The following is a 21,948-nucleotide window of genomic DNA, read 5'->3' as shown; positions in this document are numbered from 1 at the left end:
ATTCGCTTTTCGTCACTCCGGTTTTCACATTTGGTCACCCCTAGCCCGGCTTTTTTGGCGGAACTTTGTCCTACACAAAAACGCAAAAACCGCCATGAAAACGCTTTTAAAACTCGAAGAATTCGCTCAGTTTAGTCTCTCCATCGTGCTGTTCAACCAACTGCCGTTTGCCTGGTGGTGGTTTCCGGCCCTGATTCTGGTGCCGGATCTGAGCATGCTGGGGTATCTGATCAACCCAAAAATCGGGGCATATGCCTACAACCTGGTTCATCACAAAGCCTTCGCCATCGCCATTGGCCTATTGGGTTTACTACTGAACAGCCAGCCGTTGCTGTTAACCGGTGTTTTGCTGTTCGGCCACTCGGCCATGGATCGGATGATGGGCTACGGCCTGAAATATCCGGATAGTTTCGAGCACACACACCTGGGGCTGATCGGCAAAGCTGCCGCTAAGCCGTCGGACGCAGCACCGCAGTCCGGAACGCACCGGGCGTCGAGCCTGTCCATTTCTTGAAGGTACGGTAGAATACGCTGGGTTCCGAAAAACCGAGAAGATAGGCAATGTCGGTGGTGCTGAAATGGGGTTCGCGAAGGTGCCGAACGGCCAGGTCATGCCGCACTTCATCCAGCAATTGCTGATAGGTAACGCCCTCTTCTTTCAAATGCAACTGAAGGGTTCGAACGCCCATCGCCAGCCCATCGGCAACAGCCGCCAACGCAGGTTCTTCACCTTTCAACAAGGTGAAGATTTCCTGTTTTACCCGAACCGAAAGCGCCGGAGAAACATCAGGTTTTGTCCGTAGTTTTCCTAACAATTCGTCGGCATGTTGCTCGAATACCCCAAAAAGACTGGGGTTGGCGTTTAAAATCGGGGTTTCCAGCCAGGCGGCATCCAGCACCAGAACGGTTTCGGTGGCATCAAATTTGACTTTTACCGGCGCAAAAACCCGTTCGTAGTCCTGCCGGTTTGGGGGTTCCGGGAAGGCAAACCGGATTTCGTCGGCCACCACCCTCTGCCCCGTCATGGCCCGAAAAGCCGACTGGTAAACCGAAAGCTCAGAGCCAAAGGTGTAGTCAGGAAATTGAATGGCTTCACTCGTCAACGTCAGCGTGAGGTGAAACCGGTCGCCGACCAGCCGCCCGGTAGTGAGCACACCCGCACACGCAATATCCTGATAATGACACAGTTTCTCGATGGCCTTGCCCAAAGTCGGGCAGTGCATCATGACGTATGACAGCACACCCATCGACAGCGGGTTAATCAACTCGCCCAACTGCAGCGGCAAATCCGGTTCGCCGGTCGCCCGAACGGCTTCCTGCCAGAGTGCCTGCACAGCCCGAATCGGCACCCGCCCGTCGGGGTTTTGCAACACCGCCGGATCAACACCAACGGCCTGACATAGGGCCGACGAATCAGCGCCCCGCTGCCGGGCGGCATACAGAATGAGATTGAAAGAACCGGAAGAAAGGGTATCGTCAGTGGTCATGTCTACGAAGATACAACGACTGACTAAATTCTTCACCCCTTTAGGGAGTCTGGGGCGTAATTTTCAAATTCGCAAAATCACCGCCCGAACCGGCTCCTACCCACAACCCGATTTTGCCATCCCGGCGGTCATTCAACTTCTTGACGGCCAGGCTGGGTTGGGCATTCCCGTTGACAAAAACGCTGACGGTTTCCTTGTCCACCACAATCCGGGCATGAAACCAGGCGTTCGGATCGGGCGCTGGTTCGATGGGTTGTTCATATTGATCCGGAAAGTCTTTACGCAAAACCGGCCAGTCATAGGTCGGAAGGGCGATATACTGAACGGCGTGGCTGTGACGAACCGGGTCAGCGGCCCGAAAATTGAATGGTCGAAAATAAATTGCATCGTAATTCCGCTCGCCGGAACCGTGAAACGCGATTCCGACAAAACTGCGCTGGAGCACATCTTTGCCGCGAATGTCCAGCTCAATCGTTCCTTCTCTGAACGAAAGGGCGGGCAGCCACGCAACCCCTTCCTTTGAATTTTGCTTCTCTTCCAGCCGCACGCCGGGTTTCGTCCCGTCCGCCAGAACCGTCAACGAGCGGTTTTCAAGGGTGTAACTGTTTTGCTGCGCCAGCCCGACCAGATCCACGGTATTCTGGCCATACGTGAGGGTGCTGATCAGCAGGCCAAACGTGATCCAGGCGAATTGATTTACAAGATGTTGTCGATTCATTGTTTTGCTGTTTAGTACCGGATTGAAACCGCGTACAGTGAAAATTTCAGGCAATGGTTATCCTAACCACGGTGTTACCCGCGGCTGAATAACCACTCCTCACAAGCGTCAATTACAAATTGGGGAAGAAAAGGAAACGGTCAATCAACACCTTATGCTTGTTGTTTACCGGTTCGGTCGGCAGGACTATTTCACGTTGAAATCAACCTTGGTGTCGGCCCACACCATCGATACATCCCCTTTCTTGGAGATGTCGATCATAAATTTTTCCTGAAAGCTTTTGGCCTTTTTCGCCGGAACCGTCACGCGCACGACATCCTCCTCTTCCTTGTAGGTGAAGGCCCCCCATTTGATGCCCTTGTTGATGATGACCGTCCAGTCTTTTTCACCGGGAATCGTAAAAAGTGCATACTTCCCTTTGGCAACCGGCTTTCCTTCCAGCTTGACATCCTCCGAAAACTCGATCGTGGTGGTTTCGTTCGCGCCCGTCCGCCAGACTTTTCCGATTGGGGCCACTTTGCCCGCCGGGTCCCAAACGCTCCGGCCTTTGACCGATGGCTGGCTGTAGTCGATGGTGATGGTTTTGCCACCCACCGTTTGCTGGGCCTGTGCGGGCGGGCTGGGGCGTTTCGACTTGTCGTCCTGGGCAAAAGTCGTTTGGGCGAGCAACAGCAATGTTGTGAAAACGAGCAATTTTTTCATGTTGGTTTATGTAACTTTGGTTGTTGGAATAATGAACCGGACAAAGGTGGAAAAAATCTTCCGAAAGTTGGTAGCCCGACCCTTGTTCAAGCCTGTTCAAGTTGATTCACGCTGATTGCCAATGACTACCGAAGAAGATAATTTACAGCAGTGCCGCCTGCTGATCGAAGAGAAAGTGCGTTGGGGCGACAGCAGCCAGTGGCAAAACCAGGATTTTGAAGCCCTGAGCGAACGCATTTTCACCGAAACCAACGTAACCCTCAGCGTCAGCACCCTGAAACGCATCTGGGGCAAAGTTCGCTACGACAGTGCGCCCACGGCCACGACGCTTAATACGCTGGCGCAGTTTGTGGGCTACGACAACTGGCGGGAATTCCGGAAGCAGCCGGTTCTGGTCACCGAAGAAACCGTTCCGACCCTTCCAGTTCAAAACGCTCCGATTTCGGTTTCGCGCCCTCCCGCGATCCGCTGGCCGTGGGTCGTCGGCCTGTTTGTAGTGCTGGGGTTGGCTGGCATCTGGGCGTTTCAGAAGCGGGCAAAACCGCTACAAGTCGGCGAAGTGACCTTCAGCAGTCGCCCGGTTGCCAAAGGACTGCCCAACACGGTTTTGTTCCAATACGATGCCACGGACTCCAACGCCGACAGTGTTTTTATCCAGCAAAGCTGGAATCCGAAACTGCGTTTTCGGGTCGATAAAGACGGACATCAGTACGCCAGCACCTATTTTTACCCCGGTTATTTCCGCGCCAAGCTCGTGTTGAACGACTCTATCGTGAAAGAACACGATTTGTACATCAAAACCGATGGCTGGCTCGGCACCATCAACCGCGATTCGATTCCGGTTTATTTCCCGGACAAACAAATTCGGCGGAATGGTGCCATTGAGCTGACCGAAACCGATCTAACCGAACAGGGAATCATTTTTCAGAAAAGCGTTCCGAACACCAGCCTGCATTATGTGCAGCCGCTGGGTGAGTTGTCCGGCAATACGTTCGGATTTGAAACGAAAGTAAAAAGTACGTTCAATCGCTTCGATGCCGTTTGCCAGCATGTGGGCATTATGTTGCTGTGTTCCAAAGGTATGCACTTTCTACAATTGTCCCGAAAAGGCTGTGTTGGTGAATTGAATCTGTCGTTTAACGGGACACACATTTCGGGAAAAACCACCGATCTGTCTGCTTTTGGCGTCAACTTTTCCGATTGGGTAACCGTCCGCTGCGAGGTAAAGGACAAACTGGCGAAGGTTTTTGTGAACGAAAAACTCGCTTACGAAGGACGGTTTCAGGAAGATGCTGGCAAGATTGTCGGATTACGCTATTATTTTCAGGGCACCGGCGCGGTGAAATCGGCCCGGTTTTACGACGCTCACGTCAATGCGGTTTTACAGTAAACCGAGACTCTGCCGTAGTTGTTGAATGTAATCAGCCGATTTCAATAACCGGCTTCCGTACCAGCTAAATACCTCCCCATCGACCAGCAATACCCGCGCATCAGGGCAAATTTCCTGCAATTCTGTCCTGTGTTTTTCCGAAAATGGATACGGTTCCGACGATAGAAAAATCAAATCGGGTTGGGCGGTTTTCAGATCGGCTTCGGTCACTTCGGGATAACGCGTTATCCCCTCAAACGCATTCTGAAAACCGGCCAGTTCCAGCATTGAATGGATGAAGGTCTGGTTGGCCGCGACCATGTACGGTTTTCGCCAGATGAAATAAGCGACGTTTGCCCCCAACCGTGCGACGGTCCGACCCCTGAAGGGGGCTTTGGACGACGTATAATAGCCCCCTTCAGGGGTCGGACCGTCGCACGGTTGGGGGCAAATATTTAGCGATTGCTCTATTTTCCTCGACAATTCCTCCCCTTTCCAGCCTTTTCCGACGAGCTCACTAACCTCCCGGATCATCGCCAGCGCGTCCGTGACGGTATTGACGTCCGTGACATGAACGGGATAATGACGTTGCAATTCTTCGATTTGTTCGCGGGTATTTTCTTCTTTATTGGCCAGAATATAGTCCGGTTTCAGATCGTGAATTTGGTCAAGATGCAGTGTTTTTGTGCCACCAACCTTGAACGTATCTTTCACCTTTTCCGCCGGATGAATGCAGAATTTGGTAATCCCCACAATTTCCTGATCAAGCCCCAGATCATAGAGCAGTTCGGTTTGGGAAGGAACGACGGAAATGATGCGTTGGGGTGGCATTCTATTTTTTTTCAGCAAGAATGAAGAGGCAAAGGTACGGTGAAATGGGTTTATGAGATAATTTCTGCGGGAAACATCTGGTTACCTTTTTGCCTTCACCCGAATTGCCACAAACTCAATATGTCTTTTTAAACCCGCTGATAATCATTACGTTTATCGTATCAACGCGTAAAGATAATCAGCATGAAACCACACTACAATCTCTTCAAATGGGTACTGGCCGGGTGCTTGGGCGGATGTGGATTGCCAACCATCGCCCAGTTAACGGCCTTGCCTGCGTCGTACTACGTAACCCGGGTAAAAGACATTAATCCCGGTTCCGCCAATTCGTACGTATCTGGTGATGGAACCACCGCCGTCGAAATAAATGGTACGGTTTATTTTGCAGCCAACACAGCCGCCAATGGAACTGAACTCTGGAAAACAACCGGCACCGAAGCCAGCACGGTTTTACTAAAAAACATCAACCCTAACGGTTCGTCCAACCCGGACTGGCTCACGGAAGTCAACGGTACGCTCTATTTTGTCGCCACCGGCAGTTCGGGCCGGGAGTTGTATAAATCGGACGGGACGGCGGCCGGAACGGTTATGGTCAAGGACATTCTTCCGGGTGGAGACGCCAATCCGCGCGGCCTTACGAATGTGAACGGAACGCTTTTCTTCGTGGCCACCGGCGCAACAACCGGCGAAGAACTCTGGAAGTCGGACGGCAGCGCAGGCGGTACGGTGCTGGTAAAAGACATCAATCCAAGCGGCAATTCGGTTCCGAATTACATGCGTAAAATGGCGGTTCTGGGAAGTACGGCCTATTTTGTGGCCGATGACGGCGTAAATGGCGAAGAACTCTGGAAATCAGACGGAACGGACGCCGGTACGGTTTTGGTCAAAAATATTCATCCCGCCGGTTCGAGTAATCTGTTTGAAATCGTGGTGATGAGCGGGCTGCTCTACATGACCGCCAACGATGGCACGAACGGGACGGAGCTTTGGAAATCGGACGGTACGCAGGGCGGTACGGTAATGGTCAAAAATCTGGCAGCCGGTAGCAGCAGTGGTCAGCCGCAGGATTTGGAAGTAGTGAATGCCACGCTTTTTTTCCGGGCGACGGTCAGTGGTGACACCGAACTCTGGAAATCGGACGGCACTGCGGGCGGTACGGTTTTGGTCAAAAACATCAACGCCGGGGGCGCGTCGTTTCCTTCCTATCTGACACGTGTCAACAACACCCTGTATTTCACGGCCAACGACGGAATCAAAGGCACCGAACTTTGGAAATCAGACGGAACACCAGCCGGAACCGTTCAGGTAGTCGACCTCGTATTGGGCGCTGGCTCGACCACATTTTCCGGCATGAGTTCGGTTAACAACAGACTGTTTTTTCACTACCTGGAGCCGTGGAAATCAACGGGGACTGTCGCTGGCACTGCGATGCTCGACGACATCCACCCGACCGGCAATTCGGCTTCCACCGGTTTTATGGCGTTGAGCAGCACGACGGTTCTGTTCTGGGCCACCGACGGAACGTCCGGTATGGAATTGTACAAATACGCCCAATGTTACATTTGTCCGGCAGGCCGGGTAGCGGCTTCGTCGGAGGAAGTCGCTCCGACCGCGCTCCAGCTGACCCTCCTACCCAATCCGGTGCAAAACTCACTGACGGTCGATATTCGCGGGTCCGACCGTGAGCCGCTCCAGCTTCAATTGATGACTGTGAAAGGTGAACTGATCGAAAACCGGCAGATCGCCCAGCCCCGCGCCGTCGAGCGTCAGACGTTCGATGTGAGCCGCCAGCCAACGGCGATGTTGTTGCTGCGCGTCAGGGCGGGGGATCAGGAGCAGACGGTTAAGGTTTTGAAGTCGGATTGACGGTTATCTCAGTCCCACCGACCCACTTAAACATGCTGATAGATCTTGCCGAATGCCTATATTTGTCCAGCGAATCGAACGTAAACAACAACATGCGTATTCAATCGGACAATACCCCGTCGCCGTCCTCGGCGCTGACGGAATTAGGGCGGATCGCCGTGGGGGAGAAAGTGGAACGGTCGGGTCAGGTGGTGCCCAGCAGCATCGACAGTTTTCGCATCCGCGGGGATCATGCCGAAGCCGTCCACAAAGTTTATGGCGAAACCATCACCGAATTGCCCATCCTGTTTTATTCCGATCAGGAAGAAATTGTCTGCAATGAGCGACTCGAAATCCGCACCGCCGACGGCAAGCTCTTTGGTTATGGCGACAATCACACCTTCCACATCTGGAACGACGAACTGAAAAAATACGCCGTTACGACCGTCGAAAAACGCCCACAAATTCGGGACGAAACTGTCGCTTTTTTGCAGAAAAACCTGCACCCCGGCAAAGCGAAGCTGATCAAGTGGTTACCGGTTTTGACGTTGCGGTTTGTCATCCGCGACATTCCGCTGCTGGGCTACTGGCAGTTCAGCACCCGCGCCATTCTGACGACGATTCCGAACCTGCGCAACAAGTTCGATGAATACAAAAAACTGTTCGGCAGCGTACAGTATTTGCCGTTTCTGCTGAAAGTCAAAAAGGTGAAGTCCAACAAACCGGGCCTGGTGTATCAGTACCCGATTGTCGATCTGGTGCCGCAGTTTTCGTTCGAAACCGCCCACCGCCTGGCCCGTCACCTCCGCGAAAATCCACAGGCGGATGTGAGTCACTGGCTGAGCGAAAACGGCGACAAACCGGAGCAATTGCCGTCTACGATGGAGTGATTGCTCCGAACCTATTTGCCAATCAGTGCATTATCTGGTTATCTTAGCAAAACGTGACTGATTTATGGAATCCTATCAGAAATACATTCAGATCAATCCGAATATCCGATTCGGGAAACCCTGTATTGCGGGGACACGCATTGCGGTTCAGGATATTCTTGGTTGGCTGGCTTCAGGAATGAACAATGAAGAAATTTTGGAAGACTTCCCCGAACTGACCTCTGACCAAATCCGGGCAGCTCTGGCGTTCGCTGCAGATAGCGAACGACGCACCCGCTTACTGGCTGCTTGATGAAACTCCTTCTGGATGCTAATTTATCGTATCGGTTAGTTAAAAAACTGACGGAACATTACGCCGATTGTATACACGTAACCCGTACCGGCTTACCCATTCCGGCTGAAGATATTGCTATTTGGCAATGGGCAAAAGCTGGCAATCGAATTATTATTACAAATGACGATGACTATTACCATTTAGCAAATCTATATGGTTTCCCACCTAAAGTCGTACTAATTCGAATTGGAAATCAGTCTACACAGGATATAGCCAATGTGTTGATAAGCCATTATGATGACTTAAAAATCCTGTCTGATTCGACAGAAACTGGACTCTTGGAATTATTCTGAGGCACTTCACAATACTCTCATTTTCAACACTTTGATACTTCACACAATCAACTTATACCCCACTCCTCTAACATTCACAATCTGCACCTGCGGGTCATCTTTCAAATACCGCCGAAGCCGCGTAATGAACACATCCAGACTCCGGCCATTGAAAAAGCTGTCGTCACCCCACAAATCCAGCAACACGACGGAGCGTTCCAGCACCTGATTCCGCTGTTCGTACAGCCGCTTTAACAGCTCGGCTTCGCGGTGGGACATCGGCGTCTCTTTTCCGTTGAACGCCAGTTTCTGTTTGGGATAATCAAAATGGTAATGGCCAATCGGCAAGCGATCCGGCGTGGTCGGGCGAACGGTCTGGTTCCGGTTCAGCAGGGCCTGAATGCGGACAATCAATTCGTCGATGCTGAACGGTTTTTTGAGGTAATCATTGCCGCCCAGCTCAAAACCGCGCACCACATCGGCGGTTTGGGAACGGGCCGTCAGGAAAATGATTGGGACATACGGGTCGGTTTGCCGAATGCGCGCAGCCAGTGAAAAACCGTCGAGTTTGGGCATCATCACATCCGCCACCACCACGTCGGGAGCATGGGCGACAAACAACGCATAACCCTCCTCACCGTCAGCGGCATACAAAACCGCAAACCCGCGAACCTCCAGGCTGTCCCGGACAATGAGGCCCAGCGAAAGTTCATCTTCAATCAATAATACAGTTCCCATCATTTTTGGTTGTTACACAGAGTTGATCGGAGGGAATCAGAGGATATCAGGGGCGTTTTTTTAAACTTTATCTCTGATGCCCTCTGATTCCCTCCGATCAACTCTGTGTAATAACTCCTTTAATTAGGTATCCAGATTACAAACACACTCCCCCGCCCCGGTTCGCTGGAAACTTCGATGCGACCACCGTGCTTCTCAACCACCTGCCGGACGTACGACAGCCCCAGGCCGAAGCCTTTGACCGGATGAAGATTCCCGGTCGGAACCCGGAAAAACCGGTCGAAAATCACCTCGTGATACACCTTCGGAATCCCATTGCCGTTGTCCTCCACCGTCAGCCGCCAGCCCGACTCATCAGCCCGGCTGTTGATCAGGATTTGAACCGACTCCTGCGAATACTTGATCGCGTTGTCAATCAGGTTGTTAATGGCATTACTTAGGTGCAGCCGGTCGGCCTGAACCCGCGCATTTTCCGGAACGGATTCCACCTCAATGGCTACGAGTTTGACCGGTGCGCCCGCCGAGGCTTTCAACTGGTGATTTCCCACCACCTCCTGAATCAGTTCGGAAGGTTTAAGCCATTCGCGGTTCAGTTCCAGTTCCTTTTTTTCATCGACCGCCATGTTCAATACCTTCTCGACCAGATCGGACAGCCGTTGCAACTCATTTTTTGAAATGTTCAAATACGTGTGGGTTTTCTGTGAATCATTCAGCGCCCCGAAATGCTGCAGGGCTTCCACAGCCGCCGAAACCGTCGCAATCGGCGTTTTCAGCTCGTGCGTCATGTTGTTGATGAAATCGTTCTTGATTTCCGACAGCTTTTTCTGTTTCAGAATGGTCGATAGCATGTACAGAAAACACCAGGTGGTCAGCGCCATCAACAAGGCCGAACCCGCCAGCAGCCAGTCCATCTTCCGCAGAATGTAGCCCGTTGGGCTGTCAAACGACGCCTGCAGAAACTGGTTTTTAACGGGATTGATGGGCATCGGCGGAGTTTTAATGGGCGAACCGGTGCGCATCGGGTTGTCCATCTCCTGACGGAACAAATCCGGTTTTAACTGAATGGTGTCTAGTTGGTAATCAGCCTCAACATCGCGCAGGCGCAACTCGGCCTGATAGGTTGAATCGAATGTTGCAAAGTTGAATTGATGATTGCCCTCCCAGTTTAAAATCAGCATCTTGGTGATTTTCCGGGCCATTGTGTCAATAAAAACACGGTCTTTCGACGATCGTGACGGTCGTTTAATCCGGTAATTCATCACTTTGACGCTTATCGGCTGCGAATCGGTGACGGTTACAAAAGCACTGTCTCTGCGCCGGTCAAACACGATGCGACTTTCCGGGAGACCATCTTCCGATTCCATCGGGCGAAAATGAAACCGCCGACGTGGTTCGTCGGAACGGATTTCGCCCCGAACCAGTTGACGGGCGTCGTTAAACTGCTGTTTTTCAACCGCCGAAATGAATGCGCCCCGCACCGTCCGCCGAAACTGCTGCTCGTGGAGTTGGTAGCTCGTATACAGCCAATAGGCCTGAAAAGCCATCACGCCCAGGATACAAACCGTCATCAGAACAAAGATCGACCGGATGCGCTGTTTCATCATGTACAAAAATACCCGCTTTTCCGTCGGCTTTCCAACGGCGTTAACACTACTTAACACTAAATAACAGTGCTTTACATCCAATCGCCCCATCTTTGTCCCATCATTTTCCAGTCATCATTTCACTCCTCCGTTTTCATGAAACTGTACAGAACCGTAGCCGCTGCCCTCATTGGGCTTCATTTGGCGACCCAACTGGCCAACGCCCAACCGACCTCCGGTAAAATTTCGTACGAGGTCATGCAAAAAATCGACTTTTCCCAAATGCGAATGGTAATCAACGGCCAGGAAGTTCGGCCGGATGGTGCCGATGCCCCTGCAGGTATGCCCGAAACACGGTCTTTTGTCCAGCATTTTATTTTCTCAGGAACCCACGGCAAGGAAGAACAGGACCGCAACAGCGGTGGCGGTATTATGGTCCGGCAAGTGATTCAGGATGGTGGTGGTGGACCAGGCCCCGGACCCGGTGGACCGGGTGGCCCCGAAGGACGCGGAAATCGCAATTTCAACGGCCGCCCCTTCGAACGCGCCGTGTATTTCGATCTGGCAGCCCAGAAAACCGTCGAGGTATTAACCATCAAAAAAGATTCGGTTACCAGCCACTACCAGACCGAAATCCCGCTGAAACGGGTGACGGTCTGGCAGGAAACCGACAAAACGAAGAAGATCGCGGGGTATCTCTGCAGGAAAGCAACGGTTTCCTTTAAAAACATTCCTTATACAATCTGGTATACCACAGAACTCCCGTTTACGTATTCCCCCATCAGCAGCCTGACGCCCGAAAAAGGGGTTGTTTTGCAAATCGAAAGCGACAACGAAGCATTTAAAGCGACCAAAATTGCCGCCCAGGACGTGAAGGAAAGTGATGTGATGCCGCCCCAAACCGCCCGGGTTGTAACACCCGAAGAGCTGAACACCATCCGGCAAAAAGCAATGGCCGACATGCGCCAGCAAATGATGAATACTTTTCAAAACCGGAATTAGTGTACGGTTTACGGTATTCGGTGGCTGACGCAAGCTTCCACGGATGCGTCAGCCACCGAATACCGTAAACCGAATACCAACCTGAAATTGAACGATTACCATGCGATCACTTCTCCCTGTTTTCTTTTTTATGATCAGTTTGACGACGGCCGTCGCCCAGTCGCAGCTCCGGGGTTCGGTGGTCGACTCCATTACGCGAAAACCGCTGATGGAAGCGACGGTTTCTCTGCTGTCGGTGCGTGATTCGTCGGTCGTTATGTTCATGATTACCAACGGAGACGGGGAATTTACGTTTAAAAATGTGGCGGTGGGGACCTACCGGCTGCTGATTACGTATGTAGGATACCGGAACAAATCAAAGCGAATCACCATCACCGCCGGCAAACCGGTGACCGACGCCGGAACACTCGAAATGACAACCCAGGCGGTTAACCTCAACGAAGTGGTGGTGAAGCAGGAAGGGCCGCCGATTGTCATCAAACAGGATACGGTCGAGTTCAATGCCGGGGCATTCAAAACGCAGCCCAATGCAATGGTAGAGAACCTATTGAAGAAACTGCCGGGCGTGGAAGTGGACCGCGATGGAGCCATCAAGGCGCAGGGTCAGGAAGTAAAACGGGTGTTGGTCGACGGAAAACCGTTTTTTGGTGATGACCCAAAAATGGCCACCCGCAACCTCCCTGCCGACATCATCGACAAAGTCCAGATGTACGACCAGCAGTCCGATCAGTCGCAATTTTCGGGGATCGATGACGGCGACCGGAACAAAACCATCAACCTCGTTACCAAAAAAGACAAGCGGAAGGGGTATTTCGGCCAGCAATCCATTGGTGCCGGACCGAACGAGACGAACGACGACGTCCGCTACGCGGCCCGGCTCAACCTGAACCGGTTTAACGGTAACCAGCAGATTTCACTGATCGGGCAAGCGAACAACATCAACCAGCAGGGCTTTACGGGGCAGAATATGTTCGGCGGAGGTGCCGGACTGGGTGCCAATTTTGGCGGTGGGGGCCTGATTGTGGCGGATGGCCGGGGTGGCGGAGGAGGCAACGGCGGCAATACCAATGCCATCACCCGGACGCTGGCGGGTGGTTTAAACTACCGCGACCAGTGGAGTAAGAAAGTGGACGTGGCCGGGAGTTACTTCCTGAACGACCTCAATACCGTAACCGATCAGCAAAGCCGCCGACAGTATGCACTGCCCGACACTTCCTACCAGGTCAACCAGAACAGCACATCGCGCAATCAGGTCACCAGCCACCGGTTTAACCTGCGATTCAATTACCAGATCGATTCGTTGACCACGCTGCGGATTACCCCCGGTTTTACCCTTCAGAATTCTGAATACCAAAGTATTAATCAGTCGCAAACGCTGACGAACGGCGCGATTTCCAGCGTTGAGCAACTGGATTCGACGAACCTGATCAACACCAGCAACACGAAGTATCATTCGACCGGAAACGGGATTTCGGGGAATAACAACGCGCTCCTGATGCGGAAGTTCAAACGCAAAGGGCGGACGCTATCCCTGAACTGGAACATTGCCGTCAACAACCAGAATACGGATGGCATCAACCAATCCCTCAACCAGTTTTTCGGGCAAACCGGCGGCCGCACTGATCAGAACATCGATCAACGGAATGAACAGACCAGTAAGTCGGTGACCAACTCGATTAACCTGACGTATACCGAACCGCTTTCGCTCAGCAAAACGCTGGAGTTTCATTACAACTATTCCAATACCCGCAACACCTCCAACCGAACGGTAAACGATTACGATGAAGCAACCAAAGACTACACGGAATTAAACCCATCGTTGAGCAATAACTTTGTGAATAACTACCTAACAAACCGGGTCGGTTCTACGCTGCAAAACAAACGGCTGAAGTATACCTACGCGCTGGGCTTCGACATGCAGCAGGCTAATCTACACAGCGATAACCAGACAAGAGACGTCAGTCTGAACAAAAGCTTTACCAACGTACTGCCGAATGCGATGTTTACGTATAACTTCAGTAAAAACCGGACGCTGCGGTTCAATTACCGGAGCCGCACCAACGCCCCTTCCGTGTCGCAGTTGCAGCCGGTGGCCGACAATACCAATCCGCTGAACATCCGGCTGGGTAATCCAGATCTGAAACAGGAGTTTAGCAATACCGTTTCGCTGAACTACAACAATTTTCAGCAAACAACCTTCCGCAGTGTATTCGCCATGCTGAATGCGACCCAAACCAACAACAAAATCGTGAATGCCACGACGTTTAGCAACCAGGGAGCGCAAACGACCCAACCCGTGAACACCAACGGTTATTACAACCTGATGGCCTTCCTGGCCATCGGTCGACGCATCCAGCCCCTCAAAGCCAATGTGAACCTGACGAGCAATGTGAACTTCAACCGGGGTGTCAGTCTGGTCAATAGCCAGACCAACCGCTCGCAAAACTGGACGTTCAGCCAGGGTGCCCGCATCAACTCGAATTTCGATGAAAAGCTCGAATTTGGGTTGAGCGGCAACCTCAGTTATCAGACAGCTTTATATTCCCTGCAATCGAATCAGAATACAGAGTACTTCAACAAGTCACTCAGTGGCGACCTGTATTATCAACTGCCTTTCCGGCTGGTTGTTACAACGGATGTTACATACAATAATTACTCGGGTAAATCGGCCGGATCAGTTCAGAATTTTGCGCTCTGGAACGTGGCCTTAACCCGTCAATTTTTCAAAAACCGCCAGGGAGAATTGAAATTACAGGTTTATGATTTGCTGAATCAAAACCGCAGCATCAGCCGAAATGTGACGGAAACCTACACAGAAGAAACGCAAAGCCGGGTGCTGAACCGGTATTTTATACTCAGCTTTACCTATAACCTGCGGAGGTTTGGCAGCGGCCCGCAGCCCCGAACCGACCGGCAAAACCGGGATCAGAATTTCCCGCAACGGGGGATGCCACGACCGGCGCGCATGAATTAATGGAGATTTCGCATTCCCCGAATGACGAATTTCCCACATCCCGCATTCCCCGGATGATGTTACCGACATCCCGCATTCCCCGGATGATGTTACCGACATCCCGCATTCCCCGGATGACGCATTACCGACATTCCGCATTCCCCGGAGATGTACTACTGACGTCCCGCATTCCCCGAATACGTATTACCAACATCCCGCATTCCCCGGATTGCATCCGGGGCTATGGTATTACAGCCTTTCAGTCTGGTTAGGGGTGTTCATTCGTTTGGTTGAGAAGGTAGTAAAAATGTTCCGCTCCTGACTTTGTAGTAAAACAGGTTGATCGGTTGATTCAACTGTTAGCCAAAACCGGGTGATGGTAATTCGTGTGGTAGTCTCTTGCGTATGAAAACGATTCGCTTCTTCCTGTTTTTTGCCGTGCTGGGTCTGGTGGGCTGTCGATCCGATCAACTGCCCGAAGAGGTGGCGCTGGCATTGGAAAAAACGCCCGAAACGGTGGACTACAACCTGCACGTCAAACCCATCATTTCGGACCGTTGTTTCAAATGCCACGGCCCCGATAAGGCCAAAATCGAAGCCGATTTGCAGTTGGCGAATTTTGAAGGTGCCACGCAGGAAAACAAGGAAGGACGCCGGGCGATTGTGCCGGGCGACGCCGGAAAAAGTGAACTGGTGAAGCGGATTCTGAGCCACGACCCGGAAGAAGTGATGCCCACGCCCCAGTCGAACCTGACGTTGACGACGGAAGAAAAAGCCGTGTTGATCAAGTGGATTGAACAGGGCGCGGAATACAAGGAACACTGGTCGCTGACGAAAATCGAAAAACCGGCGGTTCCGAAAGTAGGGCGAAGTTTCCTGTCGCGCTGGGGCGTCACTTCCGACGAAGAAACCGACTGGGTTCGGAATGATATCGATCGGTTTACGCTGGCGAAAATGAAGGAGCTGGGCTTAAAACCGTCGCCCCAAGCGGAAAAAGCAACCCTGCTCCGGCGCGTTTACCTGGATTTGACGGGCCTCCCGCCCACGCCCGCCGAGGTCGAAGCATTCGGAAAAAACTCCGCCCCCAACGCTTACGAACAGGTGGTCGACAAGCTACTGGCCTCTCCGCAATATGGTGAACAACAAGCCGTTAGCTGGCTGGACCTGGCCCGATTCGCCGACTCGCAGGGCTATCAGGACGACCCGATGCGCAACGCCTATCCGTTCCGCGACTGGGTAATCAATTCGTTCAACCGGAATAAACCTTTTGACCAGTTTGTGAAGGAGCAAATTGCAGGAGATCTAATACCCAAATCGGCCAATCCGGCAATTCAACGCGAGCGGGAACTGGCCACGGCCTTCAACCGCCTGCATTCGCAAAGTGGCGAAAATGGCATTGTTCCTGAAGAATACCGCATCGAATACGTGGCCGACCGCGCCAACACCTTTGGCAAAGCCTTTCTGGGCCTGACGATGGAGTGTGCCCGCTGCCACGACCACAAATACGACCCGATCAGCCAGAAAGACTATTATTCGCTGTTCGCTTTTTTTAACCAGAATAAGGAAACCGGGCAGATCACGCACAACGGCGAAGCCTGCCCGACGGTGATGTTACCGTCTCCGCAGGTCGATCAAACACTGAAGTTCATCCGAACCAGAATCCACCGGCTGGAAAACCGTCTGCAACCGCAACTTTACGAAAAATCGTTTACCAACTGGGCCACGAATCCGGTTCTCTCCTCCACGCTCAACCGGGGCTTGCTGGTGCATTTGCCACTGGATGCCGAGGTGAATGGCACCTACGAAAACCGGGCCGACCCGTCGTTTGTCGCGTTTCTGAGCGGTGATAAAGAACGAAAACCGTTACCAACCGCCGGAAAACTGGGTCAGGCGGTGGCGTTGCGGGGCGAGTGCGGCATTGGCATCCTGTCTGAGACGATCGACCGCGTGAACGGGAAAATAGTAGAGTCGCCAAAGCGGTTTGGCAAGGGGCTCAACTTTGAACGGAATCAGGAATTTTCGGTTAGCATCTGGGTCAATCCGGCGGAAAAAGGCGTTGAAGGGGCGATTTTCCGCCGAACCAATTACGCCAATGAAGGCTATCGGGGTTATTCGGTCAGGATGAATCCGGACCAGACGCTGACGGTTTTACTGAGCTACGTCTGGCCCGCCAATTGCATCGAACTCAAAACCGTCGATAAACTCCCACTTCATCGCTGGCAAAACCTGACGCTGACCTACGACGGCGGAGCGAAAGCCGCCGGTGTGCGGTTTTTTGTGGACGGCAAATCCGCCCGCATGACTGTCGTTACCGACAACCTGACCAAAGGTTTGTTGCACGGCGAATTCAACTCCAACAAGCAGGGCAAATTCTTCGGTTTTGAACTCGGTCACGACTCCCAGGAAAAGACCCTTCACGGCGTTGCCGTCGACGAACTCCGGATCTACAACCGGCGGCTGTCGGCGCTGGAAGTGCAGGCGCTGGCTGATGGCACCAATCCCGTGGCCAATCTGGTACGGATACCTGAACGGAATAGAACCGCTCAGCAACGGCAGAATCTGCTCGAACATTATTTGCTCACGGCCGATTCCACCTTCGCCCAGACCAGGCGGCAACTGTCGGTCGTTCGCGGACAGGAAGTGGCGGTTTTGTCCGACATTCCCGAAGTCATGGTGATGCAGGAATTGCCAGCCAGCCAGCAACGCAAAAGTTTTATTCTTAACCGGGGCGTCTACGATGCACCCGGTGCAGCGGTTTCGTCCCAAACCCCGCTCCGGCTGGGGAAACTGCCCGCCGACTATCCGCAAAACCGCCTGGGTCTGGCGCAATGGCTGCTGGCAGACGACCAGCCGCTGTTTGCCCGCGTGATGGTCAACCGACTCTGGCAGAACTTCTTCGGCAACGGGATTGTCAAAACGCAGGAAGATTTTGGCAGTCAGGGCGATTTGCCTTCGCACCCCGAATTGCTGGACTGGCTGGCCGTTCAGTTCCGGGAAGAAGGCTGGGACACGAAGCGGTTTATCAAACGGATGGTGTTGTCGGCCACCTACCAGCAGTCGTCCAAAGCCACGCCGGAAGAAATTGAACGCGATCCCGACAATAAGTGGCTGGCCCGGGGCAGCAGCTACCGGCTTTCGGCCGAACAGGTTCGCGACAATGCCCTGGCGGCCAGCGGTTTGCTGGTTCGAAAAATTGGCGGCCCGAGTGTCTATCCGTACCAGCCAGCCGGTATCTGGGAAGCCCTGGCAACCCGCAATACGATCAGTTACCGCCAGCAGCACGGCGACAGTTTGTACCGGCGCAGCATGTATACGATCTGGAAACGGACCAGCCCTCCGCCGATGATGCTCAATTTTGACTCACCCGACCGGAGTCTGTGTACGGTTCGGCGGCAGAAAACCGCCACGCCCTTGCAGGCGCTGGTAACGCTCAATGATCCGCAGTTTGTGGAAGCTGCCCGGGTGCTGGCTCAACGAACGATGCGGGCCAAACCGTCGGCAGACGAGCGAATCCGGTATTTCTTTCAGGCGATTGTTTCCCGAAACCCGCGTCCGCGGGAGTTGTCGTTGATGAAAGCCTTGTACGATGAAGCCTATCAGGGTTTTGCGAACGCACCGCAACGGGCCGAATCGCTGCTGAAAACCGGTGAATACGAACGGGATCCGACGCTGAAAAGCCCGGAACTGGCGGCATACACGATGGTTGCCAACACCATTCTGAACTACGACGAAGCGACGATTAAACGATAAAGTGCCATGACCAACGAATTGCAAGACCGCATCCACGATGAAATGAGCCGCCGGACGTTTCTGCAAAGCAGCGGTTTGGGTCTCGGCGCGGCCGCACTTTCTTCTCTCTTGCCCCAGAATGCCGTAGCCAGTGCGGGTTCGGGTCTGGATTTGCCGAATTTTCCGGCCAAGATCAAACGGGTGATTTACCTGCTGCAAAGCGGGGCGCCGTCGCAACTGGAAACCTTCGATTATAAACCGAAACTCGAACAGATGTGGGGCCAAAACCTGCCCGAGTCGGTGCGGCAGGGACAGCGGCTCACGGGCATGTCGGCGGGCCAAAGTTCATTTCCACTGGCGGCATCGGTCTACAAATTTGCGCAATACGGGAAAAGCCGGGCGTGGGTGAGCGAACTGCTACCCCACCACAGCACGATGGTGGACGACCTGTGTTTCATCAAATCCATGCACACCGAACACATCAACCACGACCCCGCCGTCACCTTTATCCAGACGGGCAACCAGATTGGCGGACGGCCGTCGATGGGGTCGTGGGTGAGCTATGGACTGGGTTCGGAGAACAAAAACATGCCCGCTTTTGTCGTGCTGTTGTCGCGGGCGCGTAGTGGTGACCAGCCGCTGTATGCCAAATTGTGGAGCAACGGTTTTATTCCTTCCACCCACCAGGGCGTGGTGTTCCGGTCGGGACCCGATCCGATTTTTTACCTGAACAACCCGGATGGCGTCGACAAAACCTCCCGGCGGACGATGCTGAACTACCTTGCCAAACTCACGGAGGATCAGTACAAACACGTGCTGGACCCCGAACTCAACAGCCGGATGCAACAGTACGAAATGGCGTACCGAATGCAAACCTCCGTTCCCGAAACGCTCGACCTTTCCAAAGAACCGGATTATATTTTCGATCTGTATGGCCCCGACAGCCGAAAACCGGGGACGTATGCGGCCAACTGCCTGCTGGCCCGCAAATTAGCCGAGAAAGACGTGCGGTTTATCCAGTTGTATCATCAGGGCTGGGATCAGCATGGTAATTTGCCGAAAGACATCAAAATCATGGCCGACTCGGTCGACCAGCCGACGGCTGCGCTGGTGAAAGACCTGAAACAGCGGGGCTTGCTGGACGATACGCTGGTGATCTGGGGGGGTGAATTTGGCCGCACCAATTACTCGCAGGGAAAGCTCACCAAGGACAATTATGGCCGCGACCACCACCCGCGCTGCTTCACCGTCTGGATGACCGGGGGCGGTATTAAAAAAGGAATGACGTATGGCCAGACCGACGATTTCAGTTACAACATCGTCAAAGAACCGGTTCATGTCCACGATTTGCAGGCCACGATTCTGCACCTGCTGGGCCTCGATCACGAAAAACTGGTGTACAAATTCCAGGGGCGTCGCTACCGCCTGACCGATGTGGCCGGGAAAGTGGTCAAACCGATTCTGGCGTAAATCCCCGATCCGCTGCCAAACAAAAACGGACAACCGATCAGATCCGGTTGTCCGTATACAATTATCCCCACAGAATCAACTAAACTTAAGGCAGCAACACCCGGTCGATCACATGGACGACACCGTTGGTAGCCACATTGTCAGCAGAAACCACGTTCGAAGCCTGGTTGGCGTTACCCGTTCCCAGAAAACTCACTCCGGAAGAGGTTACGTTGCTTCGAACGGTGGTTCCCTGAGCCGTGGTAACGGCAGCTCCATCGGTTAGGTTAGTAGAAAAAGCCCGGGCGGCAATAACGTGATAGGTCAATATATTGGTCAGCGTGGCAACCGGCGCGGCATTGATCGCAGCCGCATCTGCAAAACCGGCCGCCTGGAAAGCGGCATTAGTCGGAGCCAGTACCGTCAGCGGCCCCGCAGCCGTCAAGGCATTCAAAACCGGCGCACCTCCGCGGGTGACCGCAGCCACCAGCAAACTCAGGTTCGGGTTACCCTGTGCCAGTTGCACGATGTTCTGGGTAGGCGGCATCAGCACTTTGTTGATGACGTGAATGACGCCGTTCGATGCGGGAACGTCGGCCTGCGTCACCCGTGCGCCATTGACGGAAACCCCCGAAGCGGTTTTAGTGATGTATACATTGCTGTTGCCCAGCGTCTGCACTGCCGTGTTGGCTGCCGTCGGAATATCAGCCGCAGCCGTCCGCTGACCGATGACATGGTATTGCAAAACTGCCTGGAGGGTCGCCACCGGTGCAGCATTGATCGCGGCCACATCGGCAAATCCAGCCGCCTGAAAAGCCGCATCCGTTGGCGCAAAAACCGTCAGCGATCCCGTTCTGAGTGCTTCGGCCAGTCCGGCACGCACCACGGCAGCTTCCAGAAGGGAGAATTCGGCGGTATTGACAACAACATCGGTAATGGTCTGGGGAGCCGGGGTTTCTTCATCGTCCTTGTCATCACAAGACGTCAGGGAAAGCAATGTCGATCCCAAAAGCACAGCTACCACAAACTTGATACGGTTGAATTTTCGAAAAATGGATGGATTACGTTTCATAAACAGATTTAAGGTTGTGTGTTGAAATACTCCGCAATCGACCTTTGGAGGGGTTTGGATTGCTTTCGAACTATAGTGCGGAGCCCGGTAAGTTTCTCACAAAACTTTTTGATTTTTTTCAAAAAAAATCGCTTTTATCCTTGGAGCCCCTAAATCCCCTAAAGGGGACTTTTGGCATCCGGATCAAGGTACGTCCAAGTCCCCTTTAGGGGATTTAGGGGCTTCAGGAATAAAAAACGAAAGTTTTATGAACAAATCGCGGCTAACATTTTGACTGATCAATTCGTTACAGCCAATAGTCAATCCCCAGCAAACCCGTTCTGCCGTATGCCCAGTCCTGTACCGGAAATTCCACCATCGCTTTGGGAGGGTCTTCGCAAGCGCGATGATGCCAGCCTGAGCGATCTATACCGGTTGACTTACAACGACTTACTCAATTTTGGCATCTACTTTGGTTTTTCGGCCACCGAGGCCAAAGACGCCATCAACCAGGTGTTCCTGGAATTGTGGGAACGCGGAGAGAAACTGCCGACGGTCGGCAACATCCGGTCGTACCTCATCACGGCCCTGCGCCGGAAGCTTCTGAAAGATTTTAATCGGGATGATCGTTTTACGGAACTGACCGGACGCGAACCCGGCTACGAACCGCCTTACGAGGAGGTGATCGTGCAGGCGCAGGAACAACAACATCTTCAACATACGCTCCAGCAGGCCCTCAGCCAGTTGACACCCCGGCAGCGGCAACTCATCGAACTGCGGTTTTTCCGAAATCAAGGGAATGAGGAAATTGCCGAAGCCACCGGCATGCACATCAATACGGTTTATAATACGCTGTCCTCAGCCCTGAAACTGCTGCGACAGACGTTGAATCGGAAAGAAAAAAGGAGTCTGGTACCAATCTGGCTGCTCATTTTTTCATTGCTGGGTTTGTGAGATTTCGTTACTTCGGCGTACTATTATCTGAACTTAACACC

General features: G+C 53.0%; 18 protein-coding genes. 11 read left to right on the top strand and 7 right to left on the bottom strand.

Going from position 1 to position 21,948, the window contains the following annotated elements:
* Positions 1-94 precede the first annotated feature (94 nt).
* Positions 95-514: a DUF4260 domain-containing protein gene (locus ACO064_RS28450; protein WP_421830577.1), complete on the top strand. Its 420-nt coding sequence runs from the start codon at positions 95-97 to the stop codon at positions 512-514.
* Here the strand turns inward: ACO064_RS28450 and ACO064_RS28445 are convergent.
* From ACO064_RS28445 to ACO064_RS28435, 3 genes are all read right to left on the bottom strand, one after another.
* Positions 450-1,487: an AraC family transcriptional regulator gene (locus tag ACO064_RS28445; RefSeq protein WP_421830576.1), complete on the bottom strand. Its 1,038-nt coding sequence runs from the start codon at positions 1,485-1,487 to the stop codon at positions 450-452. The two genes, ACO064_RS28450 and ACO064_RS28445, sit on opposite strands and share 65 nt — an antisense overlap.
* 40 nt (positions 1,488-1,527) lie before the next feature.
* Positions 1,528-2,205: a hypothetical protein gene (locus ACO064_RS28440; protein ID WP_421830575.1), complete on the bottom strand. Its 678-nt coding sequence runs from the start codon at positions 2,203-2,205 to the stop codon at positions 1,528-1,530.
* 186 nt (positions 2,206-2,391) lie between these two features.
* Positions 2,392-2,907, bottom strand: coding sequence for a DUF2911 domain-containing protein (locus ACO064_RS28435; protein WP_421830574.1), 516 nt, complete (start codon positions 2,905-2,907; stop codon positions 2,392-2,394).
* Between the two features lie 121 nt (positions 2,908-3,028).
* On the opposite strand from ACO064_RS28435, the gene ACO064_RS28430 reads away from it, so the two are divergent.
* Positions 3,029-4,297, top strand: a complete 1,269-nt coding sequence (locus ACO064_RS28430) for a hypothetical protein (protein WP_421830573.1) — start codon at positions 3,029-3,031, stop codon at positions 4,295-4,297.
* Here the strand turns inward: ACO064_RS28430 and ACO064_RS28425 are convergent.
* A complete protein-coding gene (locus ACO064_RS28425) occupies positions 4,289-5,107 on the bottom strand; it encodes a helical backbone metal receptor (RefSeq protein ID WP_421830572.1) in 819 nt (272 codons plus the stop codon). The genes ACO064_RS28430 and ACO064_RS28425 overlap by 9 nt on opposite strands.
* Positions 5,108-5,290: 183 nt before the next feature.
* Here ACO064_RS28425 and ACO064_RS28420 point away from each other — a divergent pair, with 183 nt between their 5' ends.
* The 4 genes from ACO064_RS28420 (at position 5,291) to ACO064_RS28405 (ending at position 8,469) form a co-directional block, all read left to right on the top strand.
* Complete coding sequence (locus ACO064_RS28420) at positions 5,291-6,973, top strand: ELWxxDGT repeat protein (protein WP_421830571.1); 1,683 nt, start codon at positions 5,291-5,293, stop codon at positions 6,971-6,973.
* A gap of 92 nt (positions 6,974-7,065) precedes the next feature.
* Positions 7,066-7,842, top strand: a complete 777-nt coding sequence (locus ACO064_RS28415) for a hypothetical protein (RefSeq protein WP_421830570.1) — start codon at positions 7,066-7,068, stop codon at positions 7,840-7,842.
* 64 nt (positions 7,843-7,906) lie between these two features.
* Positions 7,907-8,134, top strand: coding sequence for a DUF433 domain-containing protein (locus tag ACO064_RS28410; protein WP_421830569.1), 228 nt, complete (start codon positions 7,907-7,909; stop codon positions 8,132-8,134).
* The gene (locus ACO064_RS28405; RefSeq protein ID WP_421830568.1) at positions 8,134-8,469 is read left to right on the top strand and encodes a DUF5615 family PIN-like protein; all 336 of its coding nucleotides are present in this window, start codon (positions 8,134-8,136) and stop codon (positions 8,467-8,469) included. Before ACO064_RS28410 ends, ACO064_RS28405 begins: the two co-directional genes overlap by 1 nt.
* A 39-nt stretch (positions 8,470-8,508) precedes the next feature.
* Here the strand turns inward: ACO064_RS28405 and ACO064_RS28400 are convergent, their stop codons facing one another.
* Together ACO064_RS28400 and ACO064_RS28395 are read right to left on the bottom strand one after the other, a co-directional pair.
* The gene (locus tag ACO064_RS28400; protein ID WP_421831075.1) at positions 8,509-9,186 is read right to left on the bottom strand and encodes a response regulator transcription factor; all 678 of its coding nucleotides are present in this window, start codon (positions 9,184-9,186) and stop codon (positions 8,509-8,511) included.
* A 119-nt stretch (positions 9,187-9,305) separates the two neighbouring features.
* Positions 9,306-10,790 (bottom strand): sensor histidine kinase, encoded by a 1,485-nt coding sequence (locus ACO064_RS28395; protein WP_421830567.1) that lies wholly within the window; start codon positions 10,788-10,790, stop codon positions 9,306-9,308.
* Between the two features lie 135 nt (positions 10,791-10,925).
* Here ACO064_RS28395 and ACO064_RS28390 point away from each other — a divergent pair, with 135 nt between their 5' ends.
* From ACO064_RS28390 to ACO064_RS28375, 4 genes are all read left to right on the top strand, one after another.
* Positions 10,926-11,771 carry a GLPGLI family protein gene (locus tag ACO064_RS28390; RefSeq protein ID WP_421830566.1) on the top strand — a complete coding sequence of 282 codons (846 nt, stop codon included), beginning with the start codon at positions 10,926-10,928 and terminating at the stop codon, positions 11,769-11,771.
* 100 nt (positions 11,772-11,871) lie between these two features.
* The gene (locus tag ACO064_RS28385; RefSeq protein ID WP_421830565.1) at positions 11,872-14,745 is read left to right on the top strand and encodes an outer membrane beta-barrel protein; all 2,874 of its coding nucleotides are present in this window, start codon (positions 11,872-11,874) and stop codon (positions 14,743-14,745) included.
* Between the two features lie 384 nt (positions 14,746-15,129).
* The gene (locus tag ACO064_RS28380; protein ID WP_421830564.1) at positions 15,130-18,474 is read left to right on the top strand and encodes a DUF1553 domain-containing protein; all 3,345 of its coding nucleotides are present in this window, start codon (positions 15,130-15,132) and stop codon (positions 18,472-18,474) included.
* A 6-nt stretch (positions 18,475-18,480) separates the two neighbouring features.
* Entirely contained in the window at positions 18,481-19,923 is a 1,443-nt protein-coding gene (locus ACO064_RS28375; protein ID WP_421830563.1) for a DUF1501 domain-containing protein, read from the top strand.
* An 85-nt stretch (positions 19,924-20,008) separates the two neighbouring features.
* On the opposite strand, the gene ACO064_RS28370 is transcribed toward ACO064_RS28375, so the two are convergent.
* Complete coding sequence (locus ACO064_RS28370) at positions 20,009-20,974, bottom strand: fasciclin domain-containing protein (protein ID WP_421830562.1); 966 nt, start codon at positions 20,972-20,974, stop codon at positions 20,009-20,011.
* 327 nt (positions 20,975-21,301) lie between these two features.
* Here ACO064_RS28370 and ACO064_RS28365 point away from each other — a divergent pair, with 327 nt between their 5' ends.
* Positions 21,302-21,907, top strand: coding sequence for an RNA polymerase sigma factor (locus tag ACO064_RS28365; protein WP_421830561.1), 606 nt, complete (start codon positions 21,302-21,304; stop codon positions 21,905-21,907).
* The last annotated feature ends 41 nt before the right edge of the window (positions 21,908-21,948 follow it).

The sequence above is a fragment of the Larkinella sp. genome, assembly GCF_965227735.1.
In the GTDB taxonomy this organism is placed as follows: Bacteria; Bacteroidota; Bacteroidia; order Cytophagales; family Spirosomataceae; genus Larkinella.
This window is presented reverse-complemented; position numbering and strand designations above follow the sequence as displayed.

What these genes read in the sequence shown, in the direction of transcription:
- ACO064_RS28450 (WP_421830577.1), top strand. Translation starts at nt 95, where the DNA reads ATGAAAACGCTTTTAAAACTCGAAGAATTCGCTCAGTTTAGTCTCTCC.
- ACO064_RS28445 (WP_421830576.1), bottom strand. Translation starts at nt 1,487, where the DNA reads ATGACCACTGACGATACCCTTTCTTCCGGTTCTTTCAATCTCATTCTG.
- ACO064_RS28440 (WP_421830575.1), bottom strand. Translation starts at nt 2,205, where the DNA reads ATGAATCGACAACATCTTGTAAATCAATTCGCCTGGATCACGTTTGGC.
- ACO064_RS28435 (WP_421830574.1), bottom strand. Translation starts at nt 2,907, where the DNA reads ATGAAAAAATTGCTCGTTTTCACAACATTGCTGTTGCTCGCCCAAACG.
- ACO064_RS28430 (WP_421830573.1), top strand. Translation starts at nt 3,029, where the DNA reads ATGACTACCGAAGAAGATAATTTACAGCAGTGCCGCCTGCTGATCGAA.
- ACO064_RS28425 (WP_421830572.1), bottom strand. Translation starts at nt 5,107, where the DNA reads ATGCCACCCCAACGCATCATTTCCGTCGTTCCTTCCCAAACCGAACTG.
- ACO064_RS28420 (WP_421830571.1), top strand. Translation starts at nt 5,291, where the DNA reads ATGAAACCACACTACAATCTCTTCAAATGGGTACTGGCCGGGTGCTTG.
- ACO064_RS28415 (WP_421830570.1), top strand. Translation starts at nt 7,066, where the DNA reads ATGCGTATTCAATCGGACAATACCCCGTCGCCGTCCTCGGCGCTGACG.
- ACO064_RS28410 (WP_421830569.1), top strand. Translation starts at nt 7,907, where the DNA reads ATGGAATCCTATCAGAAATACATTCAGATCAATCCGAATATCCGATTC.
- ACO064_RS28405 (WP_421830568.1), top strand. Translation starts at nt 8,134, where the DNA reads ATGAAACTCCTTCTGGATGCTAATTTATCGTATCGGTTAGTTAAAAAA.
- ACO064_RS28400 (WP_421831075.1), bottom strand. Translation starts at nt 9,186, where the DNA reads ATGGGAACTGTATTATTGATTGAAGATGAACTTTCGCTGGGCCTCATT.
- ACO064_RS28395 (WP_421830567.1), bottom strand. Translation starts at nt 10,790, where the DNA reads ATGATGAAACAGCGCATCCGGTCGATCTTTGTTCTGATGACGGTTTGT.
- ACO064_RS28390 (WP_421830566.1), top strand. Translation starts at nt 10,926, where the DNA reads ATGAAACTGTACAGAACCGTAGCCGCTGCCCTCATTGGGCTTCATTTG.
- ACO064_RS28385 (WP_421830565.1), top strand. Translation starts at nt 11,872, where the DNA reads ATGCGATCACTTCTCCCTGTTTTCTTTTTTATGATCAGTTTGACGACG.
- ACO064_RS28380 (WP_421830564.1), top strand. Translation starts at nt 15,130, where the DNA reads ATGAAAACGATTCGCTTCTTCCTGTTTTTTGCCGTGCTGGGTCTGGTG.
- ACO064_RS28375 (WP_421830563.1), top strand. Translation starts at nt 18,481, where the DNA reads ATGACCAACGAATTGCAAGACCGCATCCACGATGAAATGAGCCGCCGG.
- ACO064_RS28370 (WP_421830562.1), bottom strand. Translation starts at nt 20,974, where the DNA reads ATGAAACGTAATCCATCCATTTTTCGAAAATTCAACCGTATCAAGTTT.
- ACO064_RS28365 (WP_421830561.1), top strand. Translation starts at nt 21,302, where the DNA reads ATGCCCAGTCCTGTACCGGAAATTCCACCATCGCTTTGGGAGGGTCTT.